20 protein-coding genes are annotated in these 20,171 nt (G+C 70.1%); 7 read left to right on the forward strand and 13 right to left on the reverse strand.

The window, feature by feature from the left end; translation table 11 throughout:
- Positions 1–3: 3 nt before the first annotated feature.
- Positions 4–1,449: an amidase gene (locus ACO073_RS21470; RefSeq protein ID WP_422000136.1), complete on the reverse strand. Its 1,446-nt coding sequence runs from the start codon at positions 1,447–1,449 to the stop codon at positions 4–6.
- An 81-nt stretch (positions 1,450–1,530) separates the two neighbouring features.
- On the opposite strand from ACO073_RS21470, the gene ACO073_RS21475 reads away from it, so the two are divergent.
- Positions 1,531–2,382, forward strand: coding sequence for an SDR family oxidoreductase (locus ACO073_RS21475; protein WP_422000137.1), 852 nt, complete (start codon positions 1,531–1,533; stop codon positions 2,380–2,382).
- 2 nt (positions 2,383–2,384) lie between these two features.
- Positions 2,385–3,104 carry an alpha/beta fold hydrolase gene (locus tag ACO073_RS21480; protein WP_422000139.1) on the forward strand — a complete coding sequence of 240 codons (720 nt, stop codon included), beginning with the start codon at positions 2,385–2,387 and terminating at the stop codon, positions 3,102–3,104.
- A gap of 37 nt (positions 3,105–3,141) precedes the next feature.
- Here the strand turns inward: ACO073_RS21480 and ACO073_RS21485 are convergent, their stop codons facing one another.
- Positions 3,142–4,023, reverse strand: coding sequence for a CmcJ/NvfI family oxidoreductase (locus ACO073_RS21485; protein ID WP_422000141.1), 882 nt, complete (start codon positions 4,021–4,023; stop codon positions 3,142–3,144).
- A 118-nt stretch (positions 4,024–4,141) separates the two neighbouring features.
- Positions 4,142–5,317, reverse strand: a complete 1,176-nt coding sequence (locus tag ACO073_RS21490; RefSeq protein WP_422000143.1) for an iron-containing alcohol dehydrogenase — start codon at positions 5,315–5,317, stop codon at positions 4,142–4,144.
- A gap of 86 nt (positions 5,318–5,403) precedes the next feature.
- Here ACO073_RS21490 and ACO073_RS21495 point away from each other — a divergent pair, with 86 nt between their 5' ends.
- Both ACO073_RS21495 and ACO073_RS21500 read left to right on the forward strand, forming a co-directional pair.
- A complete protein-coding gene (locus tag ACO073_RS21495) occupies positions 5,404–6,594 on the forward strand; it encodes a CaiB/BaiF CoA transferase family protein (protein WP_422000145.1) in 1,191 nt (396 codons plus the stop codon).
- Between the two features lie 4 nt (positions 6,595–6,598).
- Positions 6,599–7,453: an SDR family oxidoreductase gene (locus ACO073_RS21500; protein ID WP_422000147.1), complete on the forward strand. Its 855-nt coding sequence runs from the start codon at positions 6,599–6,601 to the stop codon at positions 7,451–7,453.
- Here ACO073_RS21500 and ACO073_RS21505 read toward each other — a convergent pair.
- From ACO073_RS21505 to ACO073_RS21515, 3 genes are all read right to left on the reverse strand, one after another.
- A complete protein-coding gene (locus ACO073_RS21505; protein WP_422000149.1) occupies positions 7,434–8,564 on the reverse strand; it encodes an AI-2E family transporter in 1,131 nt (376 codons plus the stop codon). The two genes, ACO073_RS21500 and ACO073_RS21505, sit on opposite strands and share 20 nt — an antisense overlap.
- Positions 8,565–8,644: 80 nt before the next feature.
- The gene (locus ACO073_RS21510) at positions 8,645–9,169 is read right to left on the reverse strand and encodes a hypothetical protein (RefSeq protein ID WP_422000151.1); all 525 of its coding nucleotides are present in this window, start codon (positions 9,167–9,169) and stop codon (positions 8,645–8,647) included.
- A complete protein-coding gene (locus tag ACO073_RS21515; protein WP_422000153.1) occupies positions 9,166–10,311 on the reverse strand; it encodes a vWA domain-containing protein in 1,146 nt (381 codons plus the stop codon). The genes ACO073_RS21510 and ACO073_RS21515 overlap by 4 nt, the downstream gene beginning before the upstream one ends.
- A 76-nt stretch (positions 10,312–10,387) precedes the next feature.
- Between ACO073_RS21515 and ACO073_RS21520 the strand changes: the two genes are divergently transcribed.
- Positions 10,388–11,986 (forward strand): GMC family oxidoreductase, encoded by a 1,599-nt coding sequence (locus tag ACO073_RS21520; RefSeq protein ID WP_422000154.1) that lies wholly within the window; start codon positions 10,388–10,390, stop codon positions 11,984–11,986.
- A gap of 17 nt (positions 11,987–12,003) precedes the next feature.
- Here ACO073_RS21520 and ACO073_RS21525 read toward each other — a convergent pair whose 3' ends face one another.
- The 5 genes from ACO073_RS21525 to ACO073_RS21545 all read right to left on the reverse strand — a co-directional run bounded on the left by ACO073_RS21525 (position 12,004) and on the right by ACO073_RS21545 (position 17,378).
- On the reverse strand, positions 12,004–12,423 hold the full coding sequence (locus tag ACO073_RS21525; RefSeq protein ID WP_422000156.1) for an acyl-CoA thioesterase: 420 nt from the start codon (positions 12,421–12,423) through the stop codon (positions 12,004–12,006).
- 3 nt (positions 12,424–12,426) lie between these two features.
- Positions 12,427–12,855: a PaaI family thioesterase gene (locus tag ACO073_RS21530; RefSeq protein WP_422000157.1), complete on the reverse strand. Its 429-nt coding sequence runs from the start codon at positions 12,853–12,855 to the stop codon at positions 12,427–12,429.
- 9 nt (positions 12,856–12,864) lie between these two features.
- Entirely contained in the window at positions 12,865–14,367 is a 1,503-nt protein-coding gene (locus ACO073_RS21535) for an indolepyruvate oxidoreductase subunit beta family protein (RefSeq protein ID WP_422000158.1), read from the reverse strand.
- Between the two features lie 148 nt (positions 14,368–14,515).
- Positions 14,516–16,666: a thiamine pyrophosphate-dependent enzyme gene (locus tag ACO073_RS21540; RefSeq protein ID WP_422000160.1), complete on the reverse strand. Its 2,151-nt coding sequence runs from the start codon at positions 16,664–16,666 to the stop codon at positions 14,516–14,518.
- Positions 16,667–16,682: 16 nt separating this feature from the next.
- Positions 16,683–17,378: a tRNA-uridine aminocarboxypropyltransferase gene (locus ACO073_RS21545; RefSeq protein ID WP_422000161.1), complete on the reverse strand. Its 696-nt coding sequence runs from the start codon at positions 17,376–17,378 to the stop codon at positions 16,683–16,685.
- 38 nt (positions 17,379–17,416) lie between these two features.
- On the opposite strand from ACO073_RS21545, the gene ACO073_RS21550 reads away from it, so the two are divergent.
- Both ACO073_RS21550 and ACO073_RS21555 read left to right on the forward strand, forming a co-directional pair.
- A complete protein-coding gene (locus tag ACO073_RS21550) occupies positions 17,417–18,214 on the forward strand; it encodes a hypothetical protein (RefSeq protein WP_422000163.1) in 798 nt (265 codons plus the stop codon).
- Between the two features lie 12 nt (positions 18,215–18,226).
- Positions 18,227–18,448, forward strand: a complete 222-nt coding sequence (locus tag ACO073_RS21555; protein ID WP_422000165.1) for a biotin/lipoyl-binding carrier protein — start codon at positions 18,227–18,229, stop codon at positions 18,446–18,448.
- 48 nt (positions 18,449–18,496) lie between these two features.
- Here ACO073_RS21555 and ACO073_RS21560 read toward each other — a convergent pair whose 3' ends face one another.
- Together ACO073_RS21560 and ACO073_RS21565 are read right to left on the reverse strand one after the other, a co-directional pair.
- Positions 18,497–19,108, reverse strand: coding sequence for a glutathione S-transferase family protein (locus ACO073_RS21560; RefSeq protein ID WP_422000166.1), 612 nt, complete (start codon positions 19,106–19,108; stop codon positions 18,497–18,499).
- A 10-nt stretch (positions 19,109–19,118) separates the two neighbouring features.
- Positions 19,119–20,114, reverse strand: coding sequence for a Bug family tripartite tricarboxylate transporter substrate binding protein (locus ACO073_RS21565; protein ID WP_422000168.1), 996 nt, complete (start codon positions 20,112–20,114; stop codon positions 19,119–19,121).
- Positions 20,115–20,171: the final 57 nt, after the last annotated feature.

Here is a 20,171-nt window from a genome sequence, read left to right on the forward strand (position 1 = left end):
GGGTCAGGCGGCGCCGGGCGGCACCGGGCACGGCGGCAGGAGCCGCTCGAGCGCCCGGGCGACGCCCAGCAGCCGCGCATCGCCCCAGCGCCGGCCGGTGAGCTGCAGGCCGATCGGCAGCCCCTCGCGGGAGAAGCCGCAGGGCAGGACGACCGACGGCTGGCCGGTGAGATTGGCGAGGAAGTTGTAGGACGTTCCGGCGAAGAAATACGGATGCTCGACGCCGTCGATCGTCCAGGGCCGGCTCTGCGCCTGCCGGACGAAGGCGGCATCGGGCATGACCGGCATCAGCCAGGCATCGTGCTCGCCGAGGAAATCCTCGCAGCGGCGCATGACCTCGTCGCGCCGCTCGAGCACCGCGAAGAACGCGGCGAGGTCCAGCGACGCCGTGCGCACCGCCGAGCGGCGCGACGGGTCGGCCGAATCGGCCGGCCGGCCGATGTGGCGCTGCCGCACCGACAAAGGCTCCAGGGCGCGCACCTGGTACTGGAAGAGATCCGACCAGTCGTCCCACGCCTGCTGCCAGTCGAGCCCGGCGGGCTCGGCCCGCTTCACCCGGGCGCCCGCCCGGGCCAGCAGCCGTGCCGTCGCCTCGACCACCTTGGCCGTGTCGGCCGAGATACGGACCAGCGGATTGCTCTCGAGCACGGCGATGCGCAGCCCGGCGGCCGCGAGCGACGGCGTTGTTCCGAGCGGGACGGGCGGTGCTTCCGCCGTACGGCCGTCCGGTCCGGCCACGACCCGCAAGGCGAGGTCGAGGTCGGCGACCGATCGCGCGAGAGGGCCGTACACGCCCATGTAGCGGATGGTGCGCGTCCGGCCCGGCAGGTCCGGGACATGGCCATGCCCCGGCACCCGCCATTCGGTGGGCTTCAGCGAAAAGATGCCGTTGAAGTGCGCCGGATTGCGCACCGACCCGCCGATGTCGCTGCCGAGTTCGAGCGGCGACAGCCGCGCCGCCACCGCCACGGCCCCGCCACCCGTGGACCCGCCGGCGGTACGCCGAGGGTCCCAGGCGTTCTTCGTGGTCCCGAACAGCGGGCTGTCGGTCTGGAAGTCGGCGCACAGTTCCGGGACGTTGGTCTTGCCCAGGATGACCGCGCCGGCGGCGCGCAGCCGGGCAACGACGCTGGCGTCCCCGTGCGCGACATTGTCCTGGAGCGGCGGATGGCTCGACGTCGTGCCGAGCCCTGCCACGTCGAAGGCCTCCTTGATGGTGATCGGCACGCCGTGCAGCGGGCCCGGGGACCTGTCCTTGCGGGCGAGCGCGCGGTCGGCGGCGCGCGCGGCCCGGAGCGCGCCCTCGCGATCGACGACCACCAGCGCGTTCAGCCCCTCGTTGAGATGCGCGATGCGATCGAGATGCGCCCGCGTCGCCTCGACGGCGCTCAGCCGCCCGTTTCGGATGGCGCGGGCAAGCCGGCCGGCGGTTTCGAAGCACGGATCCATGCATGTCTCCCCTGCGCGTGCGGGAGACTAGCCGCCTCCCCCATGCCCGGCTATAGAGCCCGAAGCATACTCGGGGGCGCCATGAGCCTGGCTAGCAAGACCCTGTTCGTGACCGGCGCCAGCCGGGGCATCGGACTGGCCATCGCGCTCCGCGCCGCGCGCGATGGCGCCAACATCGCAATCGCCGCCAAGACGGTGAGGCCGGATCCGCGCCTGCCGGGCACCATCTTCACGGCAGCGGAAGACATCGAGAAGGCAGGCGGCAAGGCGCTGCCGCTGGCGTGCGACATCCGCGACGAGCAGAGCGTGGAGAAGGCCGTCGCCGAAACCGTCGCGAAGTTCGGCGGCATCGACATCCTGGTGAACAATGCCAGCGCCATCAGCCTGGCCGGCACGCTGGCGACGCCGATGAAGCGCTACGACCTCATGCACCAGATCAACGCGCGCGGCACGTTCATGGTCTCGCAGAAGTGCATCCCGCACCTCGAGAGGGCCGCGAACCCGCACGTGCTGAACCTGTCGCCGCCGCTCGACTTCGACGTCAAGTGGTTCGCCAACCACGCCGCCTACACGCTCGCCAAGTACGGCATGTCGGTCTTCGCCTGGGCGATGGCCGAGGAATTCAAGGGCAGGATCGCCTTCAACTGCCTGTGGCCGCGCACCGGCATCGCAACCGCCGCGATCCAGAACGTGCTGGGCGGCGAGGAGGGCATGAAGCGCTGCCGCAAGCCCGAGATCATGGCCGACGCCGCCCACGCGATCCTCTGCCGGCCGGCCGCGACCTGCACCGGCAACTTCTTCATCGACGACGAGGTGCTGGCGGCGGAGGGAATCACCGACCTCGACCGCTATGCCGTCTCTCCCGGGACGCCGCTTATGCCCGACTTCTTCGTGCCGGCCGACGGGGCCCGCACCGTCGTCGGGCGGACCTAGGCGTGGCGACGTTCGTCCTCGTCCATGGCGCCTGCACCGGCGGCTGGTGCTGGGAGAAGGTCGTGCCGCTGCTGCAGGCGAACGGCCACAAGGTCTGCGCGCCGGACATGCCGGGCCTCGGCGACGATTCGACACCGCCGGCCAACGTCACCCTGGCGGACAATGTCGAGAAGGTCGCGCGCCTGCTCGACAAGATGGAGGAGCAGGTCGTCCTGGTCGGCCACTCGCTGGGCGGCATCACCATCAGCGCCGTCGCCGAGGCGCGCCGGCGCAAGCTCAAGGCCCTCGTCTATGTCTGCGCCGTGCTGCCGACCAACGGCAAGGCCGGCCGCGACATGACCTCGCTCGAGCCCGACACGATGTTCCGGCTGGCGCGGCAGGTCAGTCCCGACGGCGCGACCTACACCTTCGCGCGCGACAAGATCCCGGCCCTCTTCTACGCCGACGTCTCGCCCGAGGACCGCTATCGCGGCCTGCAGCGGCTGCGGCCGCAGCCGGTGGTGATCTCGACCACGCCGGTGACGCTCACCGAGGAACGGTTCGGCTCCGTGCCGCGCTGGTACATCGAGTGCACGCACGACTATGCCCTGCGCATCAACCTGCAGCGGCTCATGGTCAAGAAGACCCCGTGCAAGGTCATCTCGATGGAATGCGGCCACTCGCCCTTCTACAGCAATCCCGAGGAACTGGCCGACCATCTCGAGACGATCGCGAGGTCGTAGAGCGTCTCCGATCGAGGCCGAACCGGGCAGGCTCCCGTCAATCGAAGAACGCGAAGGTCCGGGTCTCGATGCTCTCGCGCGGCCGCGGGTTCGGCGGCGAGGTCGGATCGTCGAAGGCGGAGTGCAGCGAGAAGCGGGCCCGGCCGTCCTTCATCGAGTCGTAGCACTTGATCAACACGGCCTCCTCGCGGGTCAGGCGCGGGAAGTAGTACCAGCGGTGGTCGGCATTGTAGACGCCGATGTAGATCTCGCCCGTACGGTCGGCGTAGACCAGGTCGCAGACGGCGAGGTCGCGCGGCGCGATGCTCTCGGCATCGACGAAACCCAGCGGCGACATCTCGACCGGATGATGGCCGATATTCCGCCAGACGTTGATCTCGACGAAGCGCTTGGCGAGCCGCGCCGCCGCCTCGTCGGGCGGCAGCAGGTCGCGCACGCGCTGCGGCCCGGACCTCTCGGTATAGTCGTTGTGGACGCTGCGCACCGGCGCGCGGTGCCCGCGTTCGACGCCGCGGTCGGCGGTGCGGATCGTATGGTCGAACACCACGACCTTGGATGCACCGGTCTCGCGCCTGATCATCGCCTCGACCTCGGGCTCCCAGGTCCGGCGGATCTCCTCCTTGTCGTAGAAGTCGCGGACCGCCGTCTGCTGGCCGACCAGCGAGAAGGCCTGGCGGTCGAGCGACAGGTCGGCCGCGATCGGGCGCGCGTCGTGGATGCGCACCTTGAAGTCGCGGTAGTTGCCGTCGCGCCGCGGCACGCCGGCGCCGATCGGCGGATTGTAGGTCACCGGCTTGATGCTGAGATCGGCCAGGTAGGGTACCGCCGCCTCGACGAAGGTGACGGCTTTCGCCTGAGCGTCTGGCGGCCGGACGTTGGTTGGGCGCGCGGTCGGCTGGGCAAGCTGGACGGAGGTCATGGTTCAGCCCCTTTTTATGGCGTTTCGTCCCCTCGACATTGGTCGCGCTGTACCGCGTTGCAGCCCCTGCGGCGCGCGAGAAGAATTCATGGGGTCATGCCGCTCCCGCCTGCCAGGCCTACGCCGCCAGTTCGAGAATCTCCATGACCTGGTCGGGCCCCTGGATCGGCCGAGGGTTGTTGAGCACGGCGCGGTCGTGCATCGACTTCTCGGCGACTTCGCGGAAACGGTCCCTGCCCACGCCGACCTCGGAAAGGGACTGCGGCAGGCCGAGCGTGCGGACCAGCCCGGCCACCAGGTCGGCCGCCGGCACCTCGGGCTTTCCGAACGCCTCGCTGACCCGCTTCTGCCGCTCGGCATTGGCCGGCAGGTTCCAGCGCAGCACCGACGGCAGCATCACGCAGGACGTATGGCCGTGCGGTACGTGGCAGGCGGCGCCCAGCACGTGACCGATGCCGTGGCTGGCGCCGACGCCCACGCCGGATGTGCCGGCGCCGATCGACAGCCACATGCCAAACTGAAGGTCGAGGCGGGTCGCCCTGTCCTCCGGATCCTGCTTGTGGGCCGGCAGGGCGCGGGCGAGCAGGCGCAGCGCCTCGGTCGCCGTGCCGAGCACGAACGGATGGGCCTGCTGCGAGCACAGGCGCTCCACGGCGTGGTCGACGGCCTTGAGCCCGGTCGACAGCATGAGGTCCATGGGCGTGGCGAGCGTCGCCGCCGGGTCGAGCACGATGACCTGCGGCACGATCAGGCGATGGCCGAAGCTCTCCTTGATGCCATGGCGCTGATCGGTGATGCCGGCATAGGCGTTGAACTCGGCAGCCGAGAGCGTCGTCGGCACGGCGAGCATGCGCACGGCGCCGGCGGGCGGGCGGATCGCCTCCGCGGGCGGGGCCGCGCCTTCCTTGGGTCGGCCGGCACGATAGGCGTCGAGCGCCTCGATCGTCCGGGCATCCTGCCACAGCGCGATCAGCATGACCTTGGTCGCATCGATCACCGAGCCGCCGCCCACAGCGACGATCAGGTCGGCGTCCGCCTCGCGCGCCCGCGCCGCGCCCTCGATCACGCAACTCCGCGGCGAATGTGCCGTGACGCCGGCATAGACGCCGGCGTAGCGGTCGCCCAGATCGCGCACGATATCGGCCAGCAGCGCGCTCTGCGCCACCGACTTCGACGTCGTCACGAACACCCGCCGGGCGCCCAGCCGCTCGGCCTCGGCGCGCAATGCGGGGCCGGCCGGCTTGCCGTAGACGACGCGTTCGATGTCCTGATGGCCGTGAATTCCGCTCAGCATGGTCTCTCCTTTTGGCGGACGGTACCGGCCCCATCCTCCATGGTCTATAACGCCGGCACTCACGCCAATCCGAGGAGTGGAACGACATGCCGGGGGCACTGGAAGGCCTGAAAGTGATCGACCTGTCGCGCGTGCTGGGCGGCCCCTACTGCGCCCAGATGCTGGCCGACCACGGCGCCGAGGTCATCAAGGTGGAACCGCCGCAGGGCGACGAGACCCGCCTGTGGGGCCCGCCGTTCGACGCCGAAGGCATCTCCGCCTACTTCGCCGGCATCAACCGCAACAAGCGCAAGATCGCCCTCGACCTCGCCAAGCCGGAAGGCCGCGCGGTGCTGCTGAAGCTGCTCGAGACCGCCGACGTGCTGATCGAGAACTTCAAGACCGGCACGATGGAGAAGTGGGGCATCGGCTACGACGCGCTGTCGGCGAAGTATCCCCGCCTCGTTCATGCCCGCGTCTCGGGCTTCGGCGCCGACGGGCCGCTCGGCGGCTTCCCCGGCTACGATGCCATGGTGCAGGCCTCGGCCGGCCTCGTTTCGGTCAACGGTGCGCCGGAGGCCGGCCCTGTCCGCATCGGCGTTCCGGTGGTCGACCTCTCGACCGGCATGAATGCCTGCATGGGCATCCTGATGGCGCTCTACGAGCGCAACCGCTCCGGCAAGGGCCAGTTCATCGACGCCACGCTGTACGACAGCGCCGTCGCGCTGCACCAGCCGCACGCCCCGAACTACTTCATGGCCGGGCTCAAGCCCAAGCTCTACGGCAACAGCCACGGCAACCTCGCGCCCTACGCCAACTTCCCCACCAAGGGCCGCAACATCGTGGTCGGCGCCGGCAACGACGTGCAGTTCCGCAAGCTCGTGCAGACGCTGGGCAAGCCGGAGCTGGCCGACGATCCGCGCTTCCGCACCAACAAGGACCGCGTCGCCCACAAGTCCGAGCTGGAGGCCGAACTGCGGGCACTGACCAAGGACCGGGACGGCGAGGCCTTCGCCAACGAGCTGATGAAGAACGGCGTGCCGTCGGGCGCGGTGATGGAGGTGCCCGACGTTATGGAGCATCCCCACACGAAGCACCGCAACATGGTCTGGGAGAAGGACGGCTACCGCAATGTCGGCAACCCGGTGAAGCTCTCGCGCACGCCGCCGACGCCGCGCAGCAAGCCGAGGACCTTCGGCGCCGACACCAAGGCGGTGCTGGCCGAGCACGGCTATTCGCCGGCCGAAATCGACAAGCTGGTCGCCTCAGGCATCGCACTGACGACGATCCGGAAGTAGGCCGATGTTCCAATCCGACCTGCTGAAGGGCAAGCGCATCCTGGTGACGGGCGGCGGCACCGGGCTCGGCCGCTCGATGGCGCAGCGCTACCTCGAGCTCGGCGCCAACGTGGTGATCTGCGGCCGCCGCGAGGAGGTGCTGAAGCAGACCGCCCAGGAGCTGACCGCGGAAAGCGGCGGCGCGATCGAGACAGTGGGCTGCGACGTGCGCATTCCCGATGCCGTCGAGGCCATGATGGACACGGTATGGGCCGGCGGGCCGCTCGACATCCTGGTCAACAACGCCGCCGGCCAGATCCTGGCGCAGACGCACCGGCTCTCGACGCGGGCGATCGACTCGGTGCTGGGGATCGTGCTCCACGGCTCGGCCTACTGCACCGTCGCGGCCGGCCGGCGCTGGATCGAGCAGGGCCTGCGCGATCGCGTCGTGCTGTCGATCCTGACCGTGTCGTCGCTGACCGGCGCCCCCTTCACCGTGCCCTCGGCCATGGCCAAGGCGGGCGTGCTGGCCATGACCAGGAGCCTGGCGGTCGAATGGGGACCGAAGGGCATCCGAACCTGCGCCATCGTGCCCGGTCCCTTCCCCACCGAGGGTGCCTGGAGCCGCCTGATGCCCAAGGAGCGCGGCGGAAACGAGGCGCTGGTCAGGACCATCCCGCTGCGCCGCGTCGGCGAGCACGACGAGCTCGCCAACCTCGCCGCCTACCTGGTGAGCGACGGCGCGGGGTTCGTCAACGGCGAGGCCGTCGTGATCGACGGCGGCAAGATGCTTCAGTCGGGCGGCGGCGGCGCCAGCACCCAGTCGATGATCGACTGGACCGACGAGCAATGGGACGCGATCAGGCCGAAGCGGAAGTAGACTCCGGGGCCGCCGGCGCGACGGGAACGGTCTCGTCGAGGGCCGGGTGCGCCCCCAGCGCGATCCAGGTCTTCAGCAGGTCGTAGAACACTGCCAGCACCACGGGGCCGGCGAACAGGCCGATCAGCCCGCCGGCCAGCGTGCCACAGATCACGCCGGCCAGGATGATCGCCATCGGCGTCTGCAGGCCACGCGCCATCAGGATGGGCCGCAGCACGTTGTCGAGCAGCAGCAGCGGCGCCGTATAGACGGTGAACAGCGCGGCATGGAGCGCGGGCATCGTCACCCACATCCAGATGATGACCGGGATCATGATGATGTTGGGACCGACCTGCACGATCGCCAGCACGAGGCAGGCGAAGGTGATGGCGCCGGCGAAGGGGACATGGGCGACCAGCATGCCCAGCCCCAGCAGCGCCGACTGCAGCAGCGCCACGCCGATCACGCCCTGGGAGACGTTGCGGATCGTGGCCCCGGCGATCTCGACGAAATGGCGGCCGCGGGCATCGGCCACCCGCCCCGCGAGCTCGCCCAGCGTGAGGCCGAGCCGATCCGAGTAGACCAGCAGGACTCCCGCGACGACGATCGCCGCCGCGAACTGCACGACCTCGAAGGCCACGCCGGCGGCGAGCCGCCCGACCCATCGTCCCAGGGACGCGATCTGGCCGACATGGGTCGTCAGGAAGGCGCTCGAATCGTCCGAGGCGCCCCGCCAGAAGTCGTAGACCCGCTGACCGACCAGCGGCCAGTCCTTCACCGATTCCGGCGGCGGCGGCAGGACATGTCCCCCCTGGGCCAGGAAGCCGGCGTAGCTGTTCAGGGTCTCGATTGCCGACGTCGCAAGCAAGACGACGGGCGTCAGGAGCAGCACCAGCAGCAGCAGCGACAGGACCGTCGCCGCCAGGCCGGCCCGCAGGTGGGCACGACGCCGCAGCACGGCGTAGAAGGGATAGACCGCGACGGCCAGGATCACCGACCAGAGCAGCAGCGGCGCCACCGGTCGCAGCAGCAGAAGGCTCACATAGACGACGCCGGCGATCAGCGACAGGCGCACCGCCATGTCGATGGTGAATCGAGAGAGCGCGAGCCTGCCCTTCTCCGTATCGATCATCAAAGTCTCCCCGCCGGTACCCGCCTACCTTAGCCAATCCACGGCGCGGCGCTGCGGGGGATATGTCCCGACCGGCCCGCTCAGGGAGCGGCGGCGACGATCCGGGCCTGCTGGCCGGCGGCGATCTCGAAGGACGTCTCCTTCTTCGCTCCGTTCCGCTCGGCCACCGCCCGGTAGCGGCCGGCCGGCAGCGCCATCGATCCGAAGGGCGGATAGAGGGTCGCGACGTCCTTGCCGTCCTCCGCAAAGACGACCAGCGCGTCCGCGCCCGGTGCCTCGAAGCTGGCGATGCCGGCATCGAGGGCGAAGGAAGCCGTCGTCGTCCGGCCGGGCGCGACGTCGAAGCGAAAGGTCCGGCTGACGGCGTCGGTGCTCACCTTGGCGCGGTAGGTGCCCTCGCCGAGGTCGAAGGAGACGGCGCTGCCGTATCCGTTGGCGACCGACGCCTCCCCGGGAACCGGATCGGCGCCGGCGAAGACCTCCACGAACGGCTCGCGGGCCGGCAGGCCCAAGGCGAGGACGATCGAGGCCTCCACCCGGCCGACGCCGGCGACGATAGACACCGCGGTCGTGTCGCCGGCCGCCACCGCGACGTCGCGCGTCACCTTGGCGGCCCGAGGCTCAGCGTCACCGAATAGGCACCGGCCGGCACGATGGTGGCGGTTTCCGGCGCGAAGGACGTGAAGATCTCCGAGCCGTCGGCCTTGGCGAAGACCTGCCAGAACACGCTGCCGGACTGGTTCTCCTCGGCCGTCCGCATCGCCCGCAGGCCGAGCCGCCCGGCGTTCAGCACGACGTCGAGCCGGTTCATCCTGCCGGCCTCGATCGTCACGTCGGCATCCATCCTGACCGAGCCGGCCAGCACCCGGACGCGGTAGGTGCCGGGCTCCAGCGTCGCCTCGATCGTGTCCTTGTAGGAGGTGTCGACATAGGCCGGCTCGGTCCCGGGCGCGCCGGGCTTGCGGAAGTCCCAGGTGACGGCATCCTTGCCGGACAGCGGATCGTCGCCCGCGACGAGGCGCGCCGACCCTTCGAGATTCCACGAAGGCCTGGGTTCCGCCGGCGGTGGCGGCGGCGCGGCGGCGGGTGGCGGCGACGGCGGCTGCCGCGCGGCCTCGACCGCCCGGCCGATCGCCTCGTGCAGGCTGCCCGCGTCGTTTGCCGACAGAGCGAGCCCACCGGTCGCCGAGGCCAGGCATTCGAGCTGACGCTTTGCCTTGCGGTCCTGGATGTCGAAGCCGACCGTGTGGACGATCAGCCGCGTGTCGGCCTGCTTCAGCGCCGCGGCGACGGCGCAGGGATCGGCACGGCAGGTCTCGATCCCGTCCGAAACCAGGATGACGGTCGACGCTCCCTCGACGCCCTTGAGGCGCTCGGCGGCCAGCCGGACCGCCGCCGACAATGGTGTCATCCCCCTGGGCGCGATGGCGCCCACCTGGGCGTTGAGCCGGGTGGCGTCGACGGCCTCCACCGGCCGCATCACCTCGATGTCGGAGCAGTCGTTCTTGCGCCGGTGGCCGTAGACGATCAGGCCGAGCCGGTCCTCGGGCCGCCAGTCCCTGAGGATCTCGCGCACCGTGTCCCGCGCGACCTGCATCTTGGTCTGGTCGCCGACGCGGCCCCACATCGAGCCCGACGCATCGAGGACCAGGAAGACGCGGGCACCATCGGCCGTCTGCGCCCCGGCGGCGCCGCCGAGAGCCGCAACGAGGAGCGAAGCGATCAGGAACCGAACAACCAGCCGCATGAAGCCTCCGAGGATTGCACCCAATACCCTTGTCCGGGCGGACCGTCGCGCCGATAGTCGCCGCAAGGAGAGGATCATGGCGGAATACGACTATATTGTAGTGGGGGCCGGTTCGGCCGGCGGCGCGCTCGCGGCGCGGTTGAGCGAGAACCCGGCCAACAAGGTGCTGCTGCTGGAGGCCGGCGCCCGCAGCCATCCCTATTCGCGCATGCCCCTATCGTTCGGCCTGCTGATCGAGCATCCGACGGCCAACTGGTGCTACCTGTCGGATCCCGAGCCGGGCACCGCCAACCGCCAGATCCCGGTGCCGCGCGGCAAGCTGCTGGGCGGCTCGAGCTCGATCAACGGGCTGGTGTGGGTGCGCGGCCAGCCGCTCGACTTCGACACCTGGGCGCAGATGGGATGCCGTGGCTGGAGCTGGCGCGACGTGGCGCCGCTCTTCACCCGCATCGAGACCTTCGTCGACGGCGACGGCAGCAACGGCCGCGGCACGTCGGGGCCGCTCAAGGTCTCGACCGTGCCCGACGAGAACCCGCTCTACGACGCGCTGTTCGCCGCCGCCAAGGCCGCCGGCTTCAAGCACAATCCCGACTACAACAGCGAGGACCAGGAAGGCGTCGTCAAGACGCAGACCTCGATCTACAAGGGCCGGCGCATGAGCGTCGCCCACTGCTACATCGAGCCGGCGATGAAGCGCTCGTCCAACCTGCAGGTCGAGACCGACGCCTTCACGCTGCGCCTGCTGCTCGACGGCAAGCGCTGCGTCGGCGTCGAGTACGAGAAGGATGGCAAGATCGTCCAGGCGCGCGGCCGCGAGACCATCCTGTCGGCCGGCGGCGTGGCCAGCCCGCAGATCCTGGAACTGTCCGGCATCGGCCAGCCCGAGCTGCTGCGCAAGCACGGCATCGAGGTCAAGCACGAGCTGCCCGCGGTCGGCGAGAACTTCCGCGACCATATCAACGCCCGCATCATCTGGAAGGTGAAGGATCCGCGCGTCTCCTACAACCACATGGCGCGCGGCGTGGGCGCCATGACCCAGATGCTGAAGTACCTGGCGACCGGCGGCGGCTTCATGAGCCTGCCCTCGGCGCCGCTGCTCGCCTTCCTGAAGACGCGGCCCGAGCTCGAGACGCCGGACGTGCAGATGCACCTCGTGCCGTACGCCATCAAGGATCCCAAGACGCGCAAGCTGCAGGACTTCCCGTCGATGACGATCGCCTGCTACCAGCTGCGGCCCGAGAGCCTGGGAACCATCCACATCCGCTCGCCCGATCCCAAGGCCCAGCCGGCGATCCGCTTCAACTTCCTGGCCGATCCGATCGACCAGGCGGCGATGGTCGGTGGATTCCGCATGATGCGCCAGATCGTCGACGCGGCGCCGATGGATGCGTACCGCGGCGAGGAGTTCTCGCCCGGCGCCTCGGTCCAGAGCGACGACGAGATCCTGACCTGGATCCGCAACAACTCGCAGACCGCCTATCACCCGATCGGCACCTGCCGCATGGGACCGGCCGGACCGAAGACCGTGGTCGACGACAAGCTCAAGGTGCACGGGCTCGAGGGGCTGCGGGTCGCCGACGCCTCGATCTTCCCGACCATGCCGTCGGGCAACACCAACGCGCCGTCGATCATGGTCGGCGAGAAGATGGCGGATATTCTGAAGGCGGCGGCGTAGCCCGGCACGGTGCGCGGTCACTCGCCGAGCTTCTTCCTCACCTCTTCCGGAATCGGCACCGCCTTCAGCGAGCGCGCGTCGCCTTCCTTGCGGGCCCAGATGCGGGTCTCGCTGCCTTCGGCGGCGATCTCGCCGGTGGCGTCGCGGAAGACGTGGCTGATAGTGAGGGAGCTGCGGCCGAAGCGCGACACGTGGCTCTCGACGACCAGCTTCTCGCCGGGCTGGGAGGGACGGCGGAACGAGCATTCGGCGGCGACCAGCGGCGTGCCCTCCTTCCACGGACCGCCCTTCATCTCGTCGCGCTCGACGCCCGCCGCGTGGAACAGGCGATGGCTGGCCTGGTCGCTCCACCTGAAATAGGCCGGGTAGTAGACGATGCCGGCGGGGTCGCAGTCGCCCCATTCGACGGTGACTTCGTGCCTGGAGACGAACGGCATGGATCAGACCTCGACGGGCTTGCCGGACAGGAAGGTCGTGCCGGTCATGGCGGCGATCAGGCGGCCGTCGCCGCGCACGATGTCGATGCGATAGCTCGCGAGCCGGCTGGTGCGGGAGATCTCGACCGCCGTCGCCGTCAGCACGTCGTCCGCCCGCGCCGGCAGGCTGTAGAGGATGTGGGCGTCGATGCTCGCGGTCACGATGCCGCGCGAGTTGCTGGCATAGCCCAGCGCGGCATCGGCCAGGGTGAAGGTGAGTCCGCCATGGGCGACGCCGTTGAAGTTGAGATGCCGTTCCCCGAGCCGCACCCGGCAGACGGCGCGCCCCAGCGACGCCTCGACCAGCTCGATGCCGCTCGCCCGCGCGAAGGCGTCGCGTTCCGCCAGGGAAGCGACATCGATCGCTGCCGGAGAGTCCGCCTCGCCGTTCATCCGCCGGCGCTACTCCGCCGCCTGCCGGACCGGCCGCGCCGCGGCCTCGATCGCCGCCAGCGCGCGCGACAGGCTTTCGCCTTCCGGATCGGCCAGCGCCGCCACCCGGGCGCTCGCGACCGCGTCAGCCGCAACGCGAGGCGCCAGCCGGCCCTCGAGCGCGGGAGCGATCACCTGCTCCGTGATGTGCCGGTAGTTCTCCGATCCCCGCTTGTGCGTGTCGCCGTAGCCCTTGATGAGCCGGGCGCATTCGGCGATCTCGCGCGCGAGGCCGATGTCGATCGCCGCCGCGGCCCGGATCTGCGCCAGCCAGCGCTCGATCTCGGCCTGCTCCTCGGCGTAGCGATGGGTGCGCGGCCGCCAGCCGCGCAGCGCCGCCACCAGCCGCAGCCGCGCGAAGCCCAGCACGGTGGTCGTGCGCACGTGCATCGAGAAATAGGTGCGGCCGAGCCGGCCGGTCCGCTCGCCCCAGGCCAGCAGCCGCCGCGCCCAGCCGGGCGGCAGCACGGCCGCGATCTCCTCGATGCCGGGCTTGAAATGCTCGGTGATCTCGACCGGCTCGCCGTCCTTGGCCCGCACCTCGCCGCGCACCCGCGCCAGGCGCTCGACCGAGGTCTTGGCCTGGGCGACGCGGATCACGTCCTCGAACGACATGCGCACCGCGAGGTGCCGCGCCGTGTCGCGCAGCAGCTCGGGCGAGCCCGCCGCCTGCAGCGCGTCGAGACGGTCGAGATAGAGCGCGGCGTAGCGCCTGTCCTGGTAGGCTGCGAGCCGGCGGATGCCCTCCTCGATCACGTCGAGGGATGCCGACGGGAAGGACTGCCGCGCCCGCGCCATCAGGTCCTCGATGCCGCGTGCCGCGGCCTGGCGCTTGCGATGCTCGCGCACGGTCTGGGCGAGCTCGCCGCGGGCATGGCCACGGCCGAAGGCGAAGGCCGCGAGGTTGGTGTCGACCGCCTTGCCGCCGTGGCGGATCGCCGCCTCGAAGGCCTCGTCCGGGATCGGCAGGCGCCCGGACCCGGCCAGCGCACCCAGCAGCACGGCATTGATCACGCCGCCGGCCTCCTCGGCCGCCTGGTCCATGTCGAACAGGATCTGCTCGCGGCTGCGCTCCTTGACGGCGCGCAGCAAGCGGCCGACGTCGAAGCTGCCGTCGCCCATCGCCATGCGCTCGCCGATCGCCAGCACGCGATGGGTCGAGGCGATCAGCGTCGTGCGGTCGGGCGTGACGAAGCCGTTGAAGATCATGCGCCCGGCCTCGAGGAGCTCGGTGGCCAGCGCCACGTCGACCTCGCCGATCGCCGGGTTGAGCGCCAGCACGGGCGCCCGCGCGCCGGGCGCGGGCATGACCTCGAGATAGTAGGTCGTGGCGCCGGTACGCTGGGCGACGCCGGGGATCTGCGTCGCCTGCACGTCGAGGCCGCGGCTCTGCGCCGCCACGACGATCCAGTCGCACAGCACGCCGCCGCCATCGCCGCCGAGCGCGCCGACCAGGAGGGTGATGGGTTTCATGGGCTGGGGGCGCGCCACTCCCGTGGCGCGTCTTTGGAGCGCGGACCTCCAGGTCCGCTCGGAATCATGAAGCGGACCTGGAGGTCCGCGCTCCCCATGAGCATGACGCGCCACGGGAGTGGCGCGCCCACAGCGATGACATCCGCCCTCACGCCAGCGCTCCGATCACGGCCGAGCGGAAGCGCCATTTCAGGCGGTCCCACCAGGTCGGATTCTGAACGATGTCGGCCTTGTAGAAGGACGGGCAGAGCACGGCGGCGTCGGCCACCTCGCCGCACAGGCCGCAGCCGACGCACCCGTTATTGACGTGGGCGACGGGATCGCTGCGCAGCGGGTCGGGGCTGGGCTTCACCACCAGCGACGGGCAGCCCGACAGGCGGATGCAGGAATGGTCGCCGGTGCAGACCTCGTCGTCGACGCCGAAGCGGGTGCGCACGACCCGTTCGCCGCGCTTCAGGCTGGCGGCGATCTGCGGCCGGATGCGCCGCTGCCGCGCGAGCTGGCACTCGCCGTCCGCCACGATCACCTTTAGCCCGGGATCGTCGGTGCTCATGGCCTCGCGCAGGGTCTTGAGCATCGTGCCGACATTGTAGGTCCGGATCGTGCGCAGCCACCGAACGCCCATGGCGCGCAGGGTCGCGGCGATGTCCGACGTCGTCTCGCCGTCGCGGCGATTGCCCGACGTGTTGGGAATGAACTGCGCCCCGGTGGCCGAGGTGTAGCCGTTCTGCATGATCACCAGCACGCGGTCGCCGCGGTTGAACATCGCCGAGGCGACGCCGCTCAGCAGGCCGTTGTGCCAGAAGCCGCCGTCGCCCATCACCGAGATGGTGCGTTTCTGCATGACCGGCGCCACCGCGCCGGCGGCGGCCAGCGACATGCCGAACCCCAGGATCGAGTTGCCGAGGTTGAACGGCGCCAGGGTGGCGAAGGAGTGGCAGCCGATATCGCTCGAGATGTGGACCTTCCCGACCTCGCGCTCGAGCAGCTTGATGGCCGAGAAGACCGGCCGCTCGGGGCAGCCGACGCAGAAGCCCGGCGGCCGGAGCGGCAGGGATCCGCCGAGCAGGCGCTGCGCCTCGGCGCGGCCGGCGCGCGCCGCCTCGAAGCGCTCGCGCGGCCGGGAAAGGTCTATGTCGTTGGCCGACTGCGAGAGGAACTTCAGCAGGCCCTCGGTCACGACCTCGGCGGTGTACTCGCCCGCCATCGGCAGCACGTCCTTGCCGAACACGCGCGTGCCGACGTCGCGCTTGCGCAGCATCGCGTGGATCGCCTGCTCGATGAAGTCGGGAGACCCCTCCTCGACCACCAGGACGGCGCGCTTGCCGCGGCAGAAATCGACGATCTGGTCCGGCACGAGGGGATGCGTGACGTTCAGCACCAGGGTCGGCACCTTGCCCTCGACCTCCAGCCGGTCGAGGCCGCGCAGCAGGACGTTGGTGATGCCGCCCTGCACGATGATGCCGAGGTCCGAACGCTCGCCGGGCACGAACTCGTTCAGCCCGTGCTCGACGATGAACCGCTCGGCCGCCGGCTGACGCACCTCGACCTTCAGCTTCTCGTGGACGTAGGTCGAAGGAGGATGCGAGATGCGGTCGTAGTTGTGCGCCGCCGGCGCGGCCAGCCGGTTGTTGCGCGATACCGGCGGCGGTCGGTTGTCCTTCGCTGGAAATTCCCCGGTGACGTGACAGGCGCGGATGCGCAGCTCCATCATCACCGGCGTATTGGTCGCCTCCGACAGCTCGAAGGCCTTCTCGGTGCACTGCACGATCGACGGCAGGTTGGGCCGCGGATCCATCAGCCAGACCGAGGATTTCAGCGCGTAGGCGTGCGCGCGCTCCTGGATGATCGAGGCGCCCTCGCCGTAATCCTCGCCGACGACGATCAGCGCGCCGCCGATCACGCCCGGCGAAGCGAGGTTCGACAGCGCATCGGCAGCGACATTGGTGCCGACGATCGACTTCCAGGTGACGCATCCGCGCAGGGGATAGTTGATCGAGGCGCCGAGCAGCGCCGCGGCCGACGATTCGTTGGTGCAGGTCTCGAGATGGACGCCGAGTTCGTCGAGCAAATCCTGCGATTCGACGAGTACGTCTACCAAATGGGAGACGGGTGCGCCTTGATAGCCGCCGACATAGGCCACACCCGATTGCAGGATCGCCTTGGTGACCGCGAGGATGCCTTCGCCGCGGAAGGTATCTCCTGCGCCCAGGCGCAACGCCCGGACTTCCTCGGTAAAGGACCGCTCGGGATTCGTGCGCTGAACGACGGGAACCTGAGCAGATGGCTGGTCGAGCATGACGACAGTATATTGCCTATCGGCGGGAGCGACGATCCCGTTTCGAATCGCGGATTCCGGCCGCCCGGGCGCGCCGGATCAGCTCGCGGAAAGGCGCCAGGATGCGGTCGCGCACCGTGGGATCGTGCTCCAACGTCGCCAGGGCCAGCGCCACCGCTTCGAGCGTCGACAGCGCCTCCGGTCTCGCTTCGCGGCGCAGACTTCCGTAGAGCGAGGGCGCGTCGGGCACGACGACGACGCGCTGCAGGCGGGTCAACCACGGATTGCGCCACCACAGCGCCTTGGCCTGCGCCCAGTTTCCGTCGAGCGCCACCAGGCCTTTGATGCCGGCGAGCGCGGCGGCCTGGTCGGCCAGCGGCGCCCCGACCCGGTCGAGCGCCACGAGCGATCCGCGCTCCGGACGGCGTCCGCCGGCATCGAGGTGCGTCGCCCCCAGGTAGAGCACGGCCCATTGACGGGCATCGGGCGCCCGTTGTTGAGTGCCGAGACGAAGGGCATGGCCGAGGTTGCGCCACGACAGACCGACGGTTACGCGTGCATCCGCGAGAACGCGGGACAGCAACCCGGCCGTGCCCAGCACTCGGTCCTGCTCCTGAGGGTGTTGCAGGACGAGTACCGTCACCTCGTTGTCGACGACGGGAGCCGGCGGACAAACGCAGAGTGCGGGTGGTCGCCCGCAGGGGCACGGGTCCGAAGGAGTGCCTTCGAGCATGTGCCAGCATATAAACCGATTGTCCGAAGGCTGTCGTCATGAGTGTCTCCGTCATCGCCGTCCCGAGCGTCACCAAGCTCCCGGGTAACGCCAACGGCGCCGTCGTCGTGGGCGGCTCGCACGGCGCGGTCTATGCCGCCTATCTCTCGGCCAAGGCCGGCGCGCGGGCTGCGATCCACAACGACGCCTGCATCGGACGCGACGATGCCGGCATCAGCGGCCTGCCCTGGGCGGACCGGCACGGGATGGCCATGGCGACAGTCTCGGGCGCCAGCGCCCGCATCGGCGACGGCGCCGACATGCTGCGCCGCGGCTTCATCAGCCGGGCCAACGCTCTGGCCGCCGCCTGCGGAGTCGAGCCCGGCCAGCCCGCCTCGGAAGCGGCGGAGCGCCTGAAGGCCGCTCCCTGGCCGCATACGATGCCCGAACCGATGAGCGAAGGACGGACCCTGGCGGGGCGCGTCATATGCATCGATTCGATCTCGCTGGGGGGCCCGCGCGACCGCGGCCGCGTCATCGCCAGCGGCAGTCACGGCGGCGTTCCCGCTGGAGAGACGGCGGCGGCCTTCCTGCCCGCGCTGGCGCTGTTCAATGACGCGGGCTTCGGCATGGAGCAGGCCGGCGTGACCGGTCTCGCCGTGCTGGACCGGGTCGGGGTCGCCGGCGGCACGGTGGCGGCCCTGTCCGCCCGCATCGGCGACGGCCGCTCGACGCTGCTCGACGGCATCCTGTCGGAAGTGAACCAGGCCGCCTATCGGCTCGGTGCCCGGATCGGCGGCTCCGCCCTTGCCTTCGCCCTCGCCCTGGCCGAGAAAGCCTCGGACAACAGACTCTGAAGCGAGGGGAGAATGGCCGTCGTCAACGTGAAGTCGGAAATCGCCGGAAACGTCTGGAAGATCCAGGCCAAGCCCGGCGATCGCGTCGAGGCCGACGGCGAGATCATGATCCTCGAATCGATGAAGATGGAGATCCCGGTCCTGTCGCCGCGCGCCGGCACGATCAAGGAGATCAGGGTGAGCGAAGGCGAGGCGATCGGCGAAGGCCAGCTCGTCGCCATCCTCGACGCCTGAGGCGCGTTCGGTCTCTCCCGGCTCGCGCCTTTCTTCTTCCGGACCGGCCTAGGCCCGGGCCGTGGGCCGCGTCGAGACGGATGCCCACCAGCGCGCGAGGTTGGGCTGGTCCTCACCGATGGAGAGCTTGAGCGCGCCGCGCGCCGTCAACAGGGCCACCTGGGCGGTGATGTCGGCGATGCTGTAGCGGTCGACGGCGATGAACGGCCGTCCCTCGAGCTCGCGGTCGAGCCATCGCAGGCGCTCGGCGACCTGCTCGCGCCGCGCCGCGCCCCATTCGCCGATCTGGCGCCGCTTGCCCACCCAGAACGGATGGGTGTGCACGAAGACGTCGATCACCGGCAGGAGCAGCTCGAGCTCCATCCGCCGGTTCCACATCTCGACCTGCGCCCGCTCCAGCGCCGAGCGGCCGAACAGCGGCGGTTCGGGGATCATCTCCTCGACATAGCGGCAGATCGCCACCGATTCGGCGATCACGGTACCGTCGTCGAGCTCGAGCACCGGAAGGGTACCGAGCGGATTGCGCGCGAGGAACGCCGGCGCCTTGTGGCCGGCGGTCTCCATGTCGAATTCCTCGATCGGGATCGACAGGCGCTTCTCCGCCAGGAAGATGCGGACGCGGCGCGGATTGACGCCGTTCTTCAGGCTGTAGAGCTTCATGGTGGTCCGATCAGGTCCCCGGCCGGGTGCCGGTCGCCCGCACCACCTCGGCCCAGGTGTCCATTTCCTTCTTGATGAACTCGGCGAACTCGATCGGCGACCCGGGTGCCGGCAGGCCGGCGCGCTGCTCGATCTGGCGAACGACCGCGCTCTCGTGCAGGACCGCCTGCACGTCCCTGTTGATCCTGACCACGATCTCGAGCGGCGTGCCCGCCGGCGCCGCGAGGCCCGACCAGCCCGCGACGTCGAAGCCGGGGAGCGTCTCGGCGATCGTCGGGATGTCGTCGAGCGGCGGCGCGGCGCGGCGCGCCGTGGTCACGGCGAGCGGCTTGACGCGCTTGTCCACGATCGGCCCCAGCGCCGAGGCCGTGCTGTCCATCATCAGCTTGACGTGCCCGCCCAGGAGATCCGCCATGGCCGGACCGCTGCCCTTGTAGGGAACGTGGACGATGTCGAGCTTGGCGCGCAGCTTGAAGAGCTCCATCGCCAGATGCTGCGCGGTGCCCGGGCCGGCCGAGGCATAGGAAAGCTTGCCCGGCTCCTTGCGCGCCAGCTCGATGAGCTCGGCCAGCGTGCTCGCCGGGAAGCCCGGATGCGCCACGATCACCAGCGGCACGAGGAAGATGTTGGAGATCGGCAGGAAGTCGACCAGAGGCCGGTACGGGAGATCGGGATAGAGGCTGGGGTTGATGCCGAACGTCCCGCTGGTGACGACCATCAGCGTGTAGCCGTCCGGTGCCGCGGCCTTGCCGTACTCCGTGGCCGGTATGCCGCCACCGCCGGCCTTGTTCTCGACGATGACCTGCTGCTTCCACAGCTCGCCGAGCTTCTCGGCCATCAGGCGCGCGAAGATGTCGGCAGCCTGGCCCGGCGGGAACGGCACGATGAAGCGAACGGGTCGGCGGGGCCACGCCGACTGGCCCGGTGCGGCGCCGGCGACGCTGGCACCGCCGGCCATGGCGCCGGTCAGGGCCATCACGCGCCGACGCGTCGGTCGTCTCGGCATTCGCTCCTCCGATCGTTGGCTGGCAGGCTAAAGCGGTTTCCCCCCGGAGGGAACCGC

This window comes from Reyranella sp. (assembly GCF_965229815.1).
Classification (GTDB): domain Bacteria; phylum Pseudomonadota; class Alphaproteobacteria; order Reyranellales; family Reyranellaceae; genus Reyranella.

What these genes read in the sequence shown, in the direction of transcription:
- ACO073_RS21470 (WP_422000136.1), bottom strand. Translation starts at nt 1,449, where the DNA reads ATGGATCCGTGCTTCGAAACCGCCGGCCGGCTTGCCCGCGCCATCCGA.
- ACO073_RS21475 (WP_422000137.1), top strand. Translation starts at nt 1,531, where the DNA reads ATGAGCCTGGCTAGCAAGACCCTGTTCGTGACCGGCGCCAGCCGGGGC.
- ACO073_RS21485 (WP_422000141.1), bottom strand. Translation starts at nt 4,023, where the DNA reads ATGACCTCCGTCCAGCTTGCCCAGCCGACCGCGCGCCCAACCAACGTC.
- ACO073_RS21490 (WP_422000143.1), bottom strand. Translation starts at nt 5,317, where the DNA reads ATGCTGAGCGGAATTCACGGCCATCAGGACATCGAACGCGTCGTCTAC.
- ACO073_RS21495 (WP_422000145.1), top strand. Translation starts at nt 5,404, where the DNA reads ATGCCGGGGGCACTGGAAGGCCTGAAAGTGATCGACCTGTCGCGCGTG.
- ACO073_RS21500 (WP_422000147.1), top strand. Translation starts at nt 6,599, where the DNA reads ATGTTCCAATCCGACCTGCTGAAGGGCAAGCGCATCCTGGTGACGGGC.
- ACO073_RS21505 (WP_422000149.1), bottom strand. Translation starts at nt 8,564, where the DNA reads ATGATCGATACGGAGAAGGGCAGGCTCGCGCTCTCTCGATTCACCATC.
- ACO073_RS21515 (WP_422000153.1), bottom strand. Translation starts at nt 10,311, where the DNA reads ATGCGGCTGGTTGTTCGGTTCCTGATCGCTTCGCTCCTCGTTGCGGCT.
- ACO073_RS21520 (WP_422000154.1), top strand. Translation starts at nt 10,388, where the DNA reads ATGGCGGAATACGACTATATTGTAGTGGGGGCCGGTTCGGCCGGCGGC.
- ACO073_RS21525 (WP_422000156.1), bottom strand. Translation starts at nt 12,423, where the DNA reads ATGCCGTTCGTCTCCAGGCACGAAGTCACCGTCGAATGGGGCGACTGC.
- ACO073_RS21530 (WP_422000157.1), bottom strand. Translation starts at nt 12,855, where the DNA reads ATGAACGGCGAGGCGGACTCTCCGGCAGCGATCGATGTCGCTTCCCTG.
- ACO073_RS21535 (WP_422000158.1), bottom strand. Translation starts at nt 14,367, where the DNA reads ATGAAACCCATCACCCTCCTGGTCGGCGCGCTCGGCGGCGATGGCGGC.
- ACO073_RS21540 (WP_422000160.1), bottom strand. Translation starts at nt 16,666, where the DNA reads ATGCTCGACCAGCCATCTGCTCAGGTTCCCGTCGTTCAGCGCACGAAT.
- ACO073_RS21545 (WP_422000161.1), bottom strand. Translation starts at nt 17,378, where the DNA reads ATGCTCGAAGGCACTCCTTCGGACCCGTGCCCCTGCGGGCGACCACCC.
- ACO073_RS21550 (WP_422000163.1), top strand. Translation starts at nt 17,417, where the DNA reads ATGAGTGTCTCCGTCATCGCCGTCCCGAGCGTCACCAAGCTCCCGGGT.
- ACO073_RS21555 (WP_422000165.1), top strand. Translation starts at nt 18,227, where the DNA reads ATGGCCGTCGTCAACGTGAAGTCGGAAATCGCCGGAAACGTCTGGAAG.
- ACO073_RS21560 (WP_422000166.1), bottom strand. Translation starts at nt 19,108, where the DNA reads ATGAAGCTCTACAGCCTGAAGAACGGCGTCAATCCGCGCCGCGTCCGC.
- ACO073_RS21565 (WP_422000168.1), bottom strand. Translation starts at nt 20,114, where the DNA reads ATGCCGAGACGACCGACGCGTCGGCGCGTGATGGCCCTGACCGGCGCC.